Annotated in this window: 10 protein-coding genes and 1 tRNA gene; 4 read left to right on the forward strand and 7 right to left on the reverse strand. The window is 64.5% G+C overall.

Annotated features, from left to right (window positions below; all coding sequences use genetic code 11):
- Together ABIB90_RS41310 and chpT are read right to left on the reverse strand one after the other, a co-directional pair.
- Nucleotides 1-802, reverse strand: an 802-nt coding sequence (locus ABIB90_RS41310) for an Hpt domain-containing protein (protein WP_354202948.1), incomplete at its 3' end; no start/stop codon positions are given.
- Nucleotides 803-999: 197 nt separating this feature from the next.
- Nucleotides 1,000-1,653: a histidine phosphotransferase ChpT gene (chpT, locus tag ABIB90_RS41315; protein ID WP_007600529.1), complete on the reverse strand. Its 654-nt coding sequence runs from the start codon at nucleotides 1,651-1,653 to the stop codon at nucleotides 1,000-1,002.
- 171 nt (nucleotides 1,654-1,824) lie between these two features.
- Here chpT and ABIB90_RS41320 point away from each other — a divergent pair, with 171 nt between their 5' ends.
- Nucleotides 1,825-2,652: a 3'(2'),5'-bisphosphate nucleotidase CysQ family protein gene (locus ABIB90_RS41320; RefSeq protein ID WP_354202949.1), complete on the forward strand. Its 828-nt coding sequence runs from the start codon at nucleotides 1,825-1,827 to the stop codon at nucleotides 2,650-2,652.
- Nucleotides 2,653-2,666: 14 nt separating this feature from the next.
- On the opposite strand, the gene ABIB90_RS41325 is transcribed toward ABIB90_RS41320, so the two are convergent.
- The gene (locus ABIB90_RS41325) at nucleotides 2,667-3,152 is read right to left on the reverse strand and encodes a YHS domain-containing (seleno)protein (protein WP_007600526.1); all 486 of its coding nucleotides are present in this window, start codon (nucleotides 3,150-3,152) and stop codon (nucleotides 2,667-2,669) included.
- 139 nt (nucleotides 3,153-3,291) lie between these two features.
- Between ABIB90_RS41325 and ABIB90_RS41330 the strand changes: the two genes are divergently transcribed.
- The 3 genes from ABIB90_RS41330 to ABIB90_RS41340 all read left to right on the forward strand — a co-directional run bounded on the left by ABIB90_RS41330 (nucleotide 3,292) and on the right by ABIB90_RS41340 (nucleotide 5,547).
- On the forward strand, nucleotides 3,292-3,897 hold the full coding sequence (locus ABIB90_RS41330; RefSeq protein WP_027565201.1) for a DUF1134 domain-containing protein: 606 nt from the start codon (nucleotides 3,292-3,294) through the stop codon (nucleotides 3,895-3,897).
- Between the two features lie 119 nt (nucleotides 3,898-4,016).
- The gene (locus tag ABIB90_RS41335) at nucleotides 4,017-5,315 is read left to right on the forward strand and encodes a coiled-coil domain-containing protein (protein ID WP_354202950.1); all 1,299 of its coding nucleotides are present in this window, start codon (nucleotides 4,017-4,019) and stop codon (nucleotides 5,313-5,315) included.
- Nucleotides 5,316-5,472: 157 nt separating this feature from the next.
- A tRNA-Val gene (locus ABIB90_RS41340) sits at nucleotides 5,473-5,547 on the forward strand.
- A 156-nt stretch (nucleotides 5,548-5,703) separates the two neighbouring features.
- Here ABIB90_RS41340 and ABIB90_RS41345 read toward each other — a convergent pair.
- From ABIB90_RS41345 to ABIB90_RS41360, 4 genes are all read right to left on the reverse strand, one after another.
- Nucleotides 5,704-6,006 carry a hypothetical protein gene (locus ABIB90_RS41345; protein ID WP_354202951.1) on the reverse strand — a complete coding sequence of 101 codons (303 nt, stop codon included), beginning with the start codon at nucleotides 6,004-6,006 and terminating at the stop codon, nucleotides 5,704-5,706.
- 230 nt (nucleotides 6,007-6,236) lie between these two features.
- On the reverse strand, nucleotides 6,237-6,494 hold the full coding sequence (locus ABIB90_RS41350; RefSeq protein ID WP_354202952.1) for a hypothetical protein: 258 nt from the start codon (nucleotides 6,492-6,494) through the stop codon (nucleotides 6,237-6,239).
- A gap of 69 nt (nucleotides 6,495-6,563) precedes the next feature.
- Nucleotides 6,564-6,797: a hypothetical protein gene (locus tag ABIB90_RS41355; RefSeq protein ID WP_354202953.1), complete on the reverse strand. Its 234-nt coding sequence runs from the start codon at nucleotides 6,795-6,797 to the stop codon at nucleotides 6,564-6,566.
- Nucleotides 6,798-6,826: 29 nt separating this feature from the next.
- Nucleotides 6,827-7,086 (reverse strand): hypothetical protein (locus ABIB90_RS41360; RefSeq protein ID WP_354202954.1); only part of this gene is annotated, 260 nt, incomplete at its 5' end.

Here is a 7,086-nt window from a genome sequence, read left to right on the forward strand (position 1 = left end):
TGCGGGTCAGCACCAGCTCGGAGACCATGGTCATCAGATGCTCCAGCGTATCCACGTTGACGCGGATCGACTGGTTGGCGATGCTGGCGCCCTCGGCGGCGCCCTCGTCGGCGATCGACTTCTTCGGCGCGGCCTTCTCCTTGGGCGCCTTGGTCTCTTTGGCGACAGGCGCCGGAGCTTCAGCGGCGGGTGCGGGCTCAGCCTTGACCTCAACCTTGGCAACCGGGGCCGGGACTTCGATCGGGGTTTCGCGGAAGGCGCGCTCGAGCTCGTCGAGCGACACTTCGCCCGGACGCAGCGGGCGCTCCAGGGTCTGGTCGGCCAGCACGCCGGAGGTCGGCGCGGCTTCAACGGCGACAGGCGCTTCCGGCACCAGCGGCGGCGCTTCAGCCTCGGGAGCAGCAGCACCCGCCGCCATGGCCGCCATGCCCTGCTCAACCATCGCTTCCAGCTTGTCGATGAGATCGCGGTCGGTGCCCTCGGGCTCGGCTTCGGTCGCCTCGAGGCCTGACAGGATTTCCTTGATGCGGTCGATCGAGGCCAGGATCACCGTCACCGCGCCGGCCGTCACCGGCATGCCGTCACGGAATTTGCTCATCAGCGTCTCGCCGGCATGCGCCAGCGCTTCCAGCCGCGGCAATCCGAGGAAGCCGCACGTGCCCTTGATGGTGTGGACCAGCCGGAAGATGTTATCCAGGATCTTGGCGTTGTTCGGCTCCTGCTCGAACTTCACCAGCTGATTGTCCACGGTGTCCAGGCTCTCACTGGTTTCCGTCAAAAACTCCCGCAACAGATCATCCATGAAAACAGGCCTTCATACAGGGAGGGCGCGCACACAAGACGTGATGCGCCAATTCGGAATGGGGCCAGCTTCACCGCAAAGCGTTTAATATTGGTTGAGTATGTGGAAAAGAACGGAATCAACAAAGAGATAAGGCGCTCCGGACAAGCCGAAGCGCCTTGTAAAGATTCGATTAACGTTTGAGAGCGGCTTCGTGTCTACGACGCGATGATGGTGATGGCCTCGCCTTCGTGCGCGAGCCTCACGGTCAGCCCGCAAGCCTCTGCCAACAGCCGCGTATAATAAGGCTGGATCGCGTGCGCATCCGCGGCCGGGCCGCGCTCGCCGCTCAGGAGTTCGGAGATGTTCTGCGGCAGGCGCGCATTGTGTCCGGTCGCGGTGATGCGGAAGCTCATCGTCTCGCCCTCGCCGATCGGATCGATCGTCAGCGTGCCGCCGCGCGGGATCGTGTGCTGCGAAACGACCAGCATGTTGAGCAGCAGCTTGACGCGATTCTTCGGCAGCAAGATCCTCGGCAGATTCCAGGTGATCGAGCACTTGCCGTCCTCGATGTGGCCGCGCGCCATGGTCTGGGCATCGCCGAGATCGATCTGCGCGCCGGACGAGCCGGCCGCACCAAAGGCGAGGCGGCAGAACTGGAGGCGGGCGGAGGCGGTTTTCGCGCTCTTGCGTATCAAGTCGAGTGCGAACTCGCGGTCGTCGGGCTTGGGATCGTCGTCGAGCACTTCGAGCCCATTGACGATGGCGCCGACAGGGCTGATGAGATCGTGGCAGACCCGCGAGCACAGCAGCGCAGCGAGTTCGAGCGCATCTGGAGCGGTGACGGTAGCGGGTGACGAAGCGTCAGACATAAAGGGTTCCTGGAATTGCACGGCGCGGACGCGGCGAATCAAGCATGCTTGACGAATGCCGCAGGTTCTAACATTCGCAAGCCCGTGGCAGCTAGCTTGCGATCGGTTCGAAGCGGCCCTAATGCCGCGGCGAATCACTCGCGTAGGGATGGAATTACCGATGAATGAGGCATGCAGGTGAAGCGGATCATCGACGGCGCGGCCGCCTCCCACCTGATGGAGCCGCTCACCGCGCTGGTGGTGAAGGCGGGCGAAGCCATCCTCGCGGTCAACCGCATGGCGATGCGGGTCGACGGCAAGCAGGACGGCTCGCCGGTGACCGAGGCCGACCTTGCCGCCGACCGCATCATCGCGGACGGGCTGGCGCAGCTTGCGGGCGACATTCCGACGCTCTCGGAAGAGCGGACCCAGCTCGCCTCGCCGCCGTTCCGCGACAGCTTCTTCCTGATCGACCCGCTCGACGGCACCAAGGAGTTCGTGGCCGGGCGCGACGAGTTCACCGTCAACCTTGCCCTCGTGACATCGGGCGTGCCGCTGCTGGGCATCGTCAGCGCGCCCGCACTCGGGCTGCTCTGGCGCGGCATCGTCGGCCGCGGCGCCGAGCGGGTCGGGTTTGACGGCGCGACCATCGGCGCTGCCGAGCCGATCCATACCCGCAAGCTGCCGCCTCGGGGCGAGCCCTGGATCGCCGCGGTGAGCCGCTCGCATGGCGATCCCAGAACCGAGGCGTTCATCGATCACCGCCCCAGCGCCGTCAGAAAGACGGTCGGCTCGGCCGTGAAATTCGGACGGATCGCGGAAGGCAGTGCCGACATCTATCCCCGCTTTGGGCCCACTTGTGAATGGGACGTCGGGGCCGGCTACGCTGTCGTGACCGCGGCCGGCGGCAGCGTGACCGACGGCAAGGGCGGCGCGCTCCGCTTCGGCGAGCGGCACGATGCCGGCTTCATCATCCCGGAGTTCATCGCCTGGGGTGACCCGCAGGCGGCAAGACTCTGACGTCGTGAAGGGGCCTACTGGCTGAGCTTGTCCTCGAGGGCCGGCCAGCGCTTGCCCACCTCGTAGAGGAAGCGCTCGGGATTGGCGGCGAAGGCGTCGCGATTGGCTTCCCGGCTGAACAGATAGAGCCGCTGCGCCGCGATCCCGAAGAAACGGGGGTTACCGGCGATGGTGACGCCCCGGGCGATATCGACCGGATCGTAGCCGCCGAACTGCGGCCCGTAGACCTCGGGATGGGCGAGGAAAGAGGCCCGGTTGCCCTCGTTCCGAAAGCGCCAGACCGCGCCCCACAGGTTCGCCTCGAACTCGGCCGTCCCCTGCACGGCCGCGCCATCGACGAAATAGGCCACGGGGTCGAAGCCCTCGATCGCCACGCCGCTGAAGCGGTTGACGACGATCCGCTCGGTGGTGGCCGCCTGTGCCGGCAACCCCATGCAGAGGATCCAAATGCCCGACAGCATGCAGACCAGAAGGCCGATCAAGGCAATTCCGGGGCGCAAAGGGCTGGCTTCCTGCCGTTGTGCCGTCATAGTTGCTGCGGATAACATCCGAGTCGAGGGGACATCCGGCGCAACCTAGAGCCGTGCCTGTTGGCGTCAGGTTAAGGAAGCGACCGGATTCGATACCAGGGGTTCTTTTATGACTTTCGCATCACGCCTTGCCGCAGTCGCGCTTGCCGCGATGGTCGGGTGGATCATTCCGGCTTCCGCCCAGCAGCCGCCGCCGCCCGATTTGCCGCCGCCGCAGCGGACCCAGACGCCCAGCACCTATGGGCCGGACGAACTTGTGAACGCCGGCCACCGCTTCTTCGGCAACGTCTCGCGCGGCCTCGCCTCGATCATCGAGAAGGCGGTCAGCCAATGGGGCCTGCCCAACGGCTATATCCTCGGTGAGGAAGGATCCGGCGCTTTCGTCGCCGGCCTGCGCTACGGCGAAGGCACGCTCTACACCAAGAACGCCGGCGACCTCAGGGTCTACTGGCAGGGTCCCTCGCTCGGCTTCGACTGGGGTGGCGACGGCGCGCGCACCATGACGCTGGTCTATAATTTGCCCGCCACCAACGCGATCTACCAGCGCTTCGCCGGCCTCGACGGCTCGGCCTATATCATCGGCGGCTTCGGCATGACGGCGCTCACCGCCAACAACATCGTGCTGGTGCCGATCCGCTCGGGCCTCGGCCTGCGGCTGGGAGCCAATATCGGCTATTTGAAATTCACCCCGCGCGCGACCTGGAACCCGTTCTAGCGTTCCGCTTTCCCCTCCGGCGACGGATCAAGGTTAACGACATGTCGGGGCTGGCTTTTTGCCGGCCCCGCATGCAATGTCCTTGGTAAATTTTTCCTTAGCTTTGGGAGTTCTGGCCCATGGTCGAACCGATCATGTACCTGGCGATCGGTTTCCTGCTCTCGATGCTGTGCGGGCTTGCGATCGTGCCGCTGGTGCATAACCGCGCCGTGCGCCTGACCACCCGCCGGCTCGAGGCCGCCACGCCGTTGTCGATGGCCGAGATCCAGGCCGACAAGGACCAGCTCCGCGCCGAGTTCGCCATGTCGGCGCGACGGCTGGAGATGAGCGTCGACCAGCTCAAGAACAAGACCACGAGCCAGCTCGCCGAGCTCGGCAAGAAGAGCGACGCCATCAACCGCATGAAGATCGAGCTCGGCGAGAAGAACGCCACGATCTTCGCGCTGGAGGCGCGCGAGAAGGCGGTGAAGGAGCAGCTCCGCGCCACCGAAGAGGAATTCAACACCAAGACCGCAGCCCTGCGTGCCGCCGAGCTCGCGCTGACCGACAAGCAGGGCGAGCTCGCAAAGATCAATTCCGAACTGTCCGACCGCTCGATGATGGCGGAGAGCCGTCAGGTCGAGCTGGTTGTGGTCCGTGCGCAGATCGAGGAGCTGAAGAACCGCGTCGGCGACGCCGAAAAGGAATTTGCCGCGACGCAGGCGCGGCTGGCGCAGGAGCGCACCGAATCCGAGACCGCCTCGCGCGAGCTCGGCGACGCCCGCGGCCGCGTCGAGAATCTGAGCCAGCGCGTCACCGACCTCGATCGTCAGCTCATCCTGCAGGTGAAAGAGGCCGAGATGCTGTCGGGCCGCGTCGGCGATCTCGAGGGACGCCTTGCCACGCAGGGCAAGCTGCTCGCCGAGCGCGACTATGAGAACAACCAGCTCCGCCAGGCCAACGAGGGCAACGAGCGCACCATCAAGGAGCTGCGCGTCGAGATCGCGGCCTTGAGCGGCGGTAAATCGTCGGCCGCGATGGAATCGATCCGCGCGGAAAAGACCGCGCTGGAGGAGCAGCTCCGCACCGCCCGCGACGAGCGCGCCAAGCTCCAGCGCGACATCAACGCGATCCAGCAACAGGCCGAGAGCTCCTGGGCGACCGAGCGGATGGAGAACGCGCTGCTGCGCGAACGCATCAACGACATCGCCGCCGAGGTGGCCAAGCTCGCGATGCAGCTCGAAGGACCGAACTCGCCAATCGAGGCCCTGCTCGCGGCGGAGGCCGGCCAGCCGCCGAGGCCGGCGCCGCGCCCGGCCAATGACGCCCCGACCAACGGCACGGCCGCCGGCACCCTGCCCGAAGGCGGCGGAACACTGGCCGAACGTATCCGCGCGCTCCAGGCCCACGCCTCCCGCGCCCGCCAGCAGGGCGCGTAAGCCGCCCCAATACAGTCTGACCGCTGAATTGCGGGTCCGGGGAGAAGGTTTTCCGGTCCGGCAGCGCCTCGAAACTTGACACCTTCGGCCCGCACTTCTAAATCGCGGGCTCCAAAGCGTCGGCGGCCGAAACTCGGGTCGCCTGCATGATGGTTTCGGGTGCATAGCTCAGCGGGAGAGCGTTCCCTTCACACGGGAGAGGTCCAAGGTTCGATCCCTTGTGCGCCCACCATTACTCCAGAATTTACAATAACTTAGCGACTCGCTTCCCCCACATTGTGCCCCGGAAAGTCTGGGGCACAACCCGGGCACGTCGCAAAAAAGATCCGCCCTCACCTTCGCCCGCCGCTCCGATCCCGACGGCAAATCAAGAAAGCTCGTTGATCTTTCACCACGAGATCCGCATCGGCGCGCGACTTTTGGGCACGAGTTTCGTTGGGCGCTCGATAGGCGCGAGCACGTTGTGCTCGAGGCAACCTTCGCCGAGGTACCACTCGAGGAAGGTATCGTGCTCGCGCGGGTCCTTTGATGCTCCGCGCTTGCCGGTCTTGGCTGTGTTGTCCACTCCCGCCATGAGTTGCCGCCGCGTCAGCTCGGCAATGGCGAGCTCGAAATGGTTCTCGAGACCACATCGCCAGTGCAGACAGTGCTGGTTTCCAGTGGCGACCTGCCGTCCGGTGAGGGACCCCACATGGGGCCGCCTTCAATCAGCAGGTTGCCAGCTCATGCACTGCTTCTCCGCCAGCTGTTGCCGTTGAGCCTCGCGCCCGACTTAGTTCGGATCGCTCCTCTTGCCTACCTTGCTGGCGGCGATGGTGACGACTACGACGAGACCCCTGTGGCAACATTGTAAAGCGGTAAGGACCAAGGGAGGCGGGAGTTCGCTTTCGGCATCCCCCTACCTCGGGGGTCGGCTTATAGTCATCGCCCTTCCAAATCGTGATGCTCCTCGGGCGTATTGACCGGTTGCGGTGCCGTAGCGCTCGAAGGACCCAGTTCGCACCCTCCTGGATCACGACCGAGTTTCAAACCTGCATCGAGCATTGGCGGATCGGGTCTCACCAGCTTCGTGGTGCTCACGCCCGCATTCGGATCAACTGCCATTTCGGAGTCTCGTTCAAGCAGCTCTCGCAGGCGCTCGATGCGAGCGAACCGGAATGGATGGACCGGTTTGATCATCGGGCTAGGCCCCCGGGTCGAAGGCGAACAATCGGATGATGAAAACGACGAGCGCGGGACGGGTGACGCTCATGAGTCGAGCTGTCGGTTCTCCGCCGAATGCCAGTCCGCGCCGTGGAGGCGGATCATCTCCCGACGGGACCGCTCAATGAAGATGCGCTCAACGCAAAAGCCGGCTGCAACTGAAGCCGCCAGCGCAAGGCCACAGGCCATATAGTCATTCATGAAATTCCAAAACATGTTGCAGCCGGCAACTCCTAAAAAAGTAAGTGCCATGATCACATTGCGAAATGCCTTAACCATGGTGCCCCCAGTCAGTCAGCGAGGAACTTTTACCATTGCAACCACGGCGATTGGCAGCGTTTGACCCTTGTGATGAGCCGTCTTTCTGCTCGATCAGCTTGGGTCTGGCCGCGCTGCCGACCGCCGTGGGGCTCGCTCTTCTTACTTAAGAGGGCAGCCGGAAACGGGGCAGTGATAGCGACGCCGGCATACTTGGCGGATTCAAACGGTCGTCGCAACACCAGGAGTTTGGAGGTTGCGATGAACGTTGTAAGGCGCAGATCGGCGCGGTCAGGACGAGCCCCATTGC

Source organism: Bradyrhizobium sp. JR4.1, from assembly GCF_040548605.1.
In the GTDB taxonomy this organism is placed as follows: Bacteria; Pseudomonadota; Alphaproteobacteria; order Rhizobiales; family Xanthobacteraceae; genus Bradyrhizobium; species Bradyrhizobium canariense.

Bases quoted from the DNA above. Each gene is read 5' to 3' on its own strand.
- chpT (WP_007600529.1), bottom strand. From the start codon at position 1,653: ATGTCTGACGCTTCGTCACCCGCTACCGTCACCGCTCCAGATGCGCTC.
- ABIB90_RS41320 (WP_354202949.1), top strand. From the start codon at position 1,825: ATGCAGGTGAAGCGGATCATCGACGGCGCGGCCGCCTCCCACCTGATG.
- ABIB90_RS41330 (WP_027565201.1), top strand. From the start codon at position 3,292: ATGACTTTCGCATCACGCCTTGCCGCAGTCGCGCTTGCCGCGATGGTC.
- ABIB90_RS41335 (WP_354202950.1), top strand. From the start codon at position 4,017: ATGGTCGAACCGATCATGTACCTGGCGATCGGTTTCCTGCTCTCGATG.
- ABIB90_RS41350 (WP_354202952.1), bottom strand. From the start codon at position 6,494: ATGATCAAACCGGTCCATCCATTCCGGTTCGCTCGCATCGAGCGCCTG.
- ABIB90_RS41355 (WP_354202953.1), bottom strand. From the start codon at position 6,797: ATGGTTAAGGCATTTCGCAATGTGATCATGGCACTTACTTTTTTAGGA.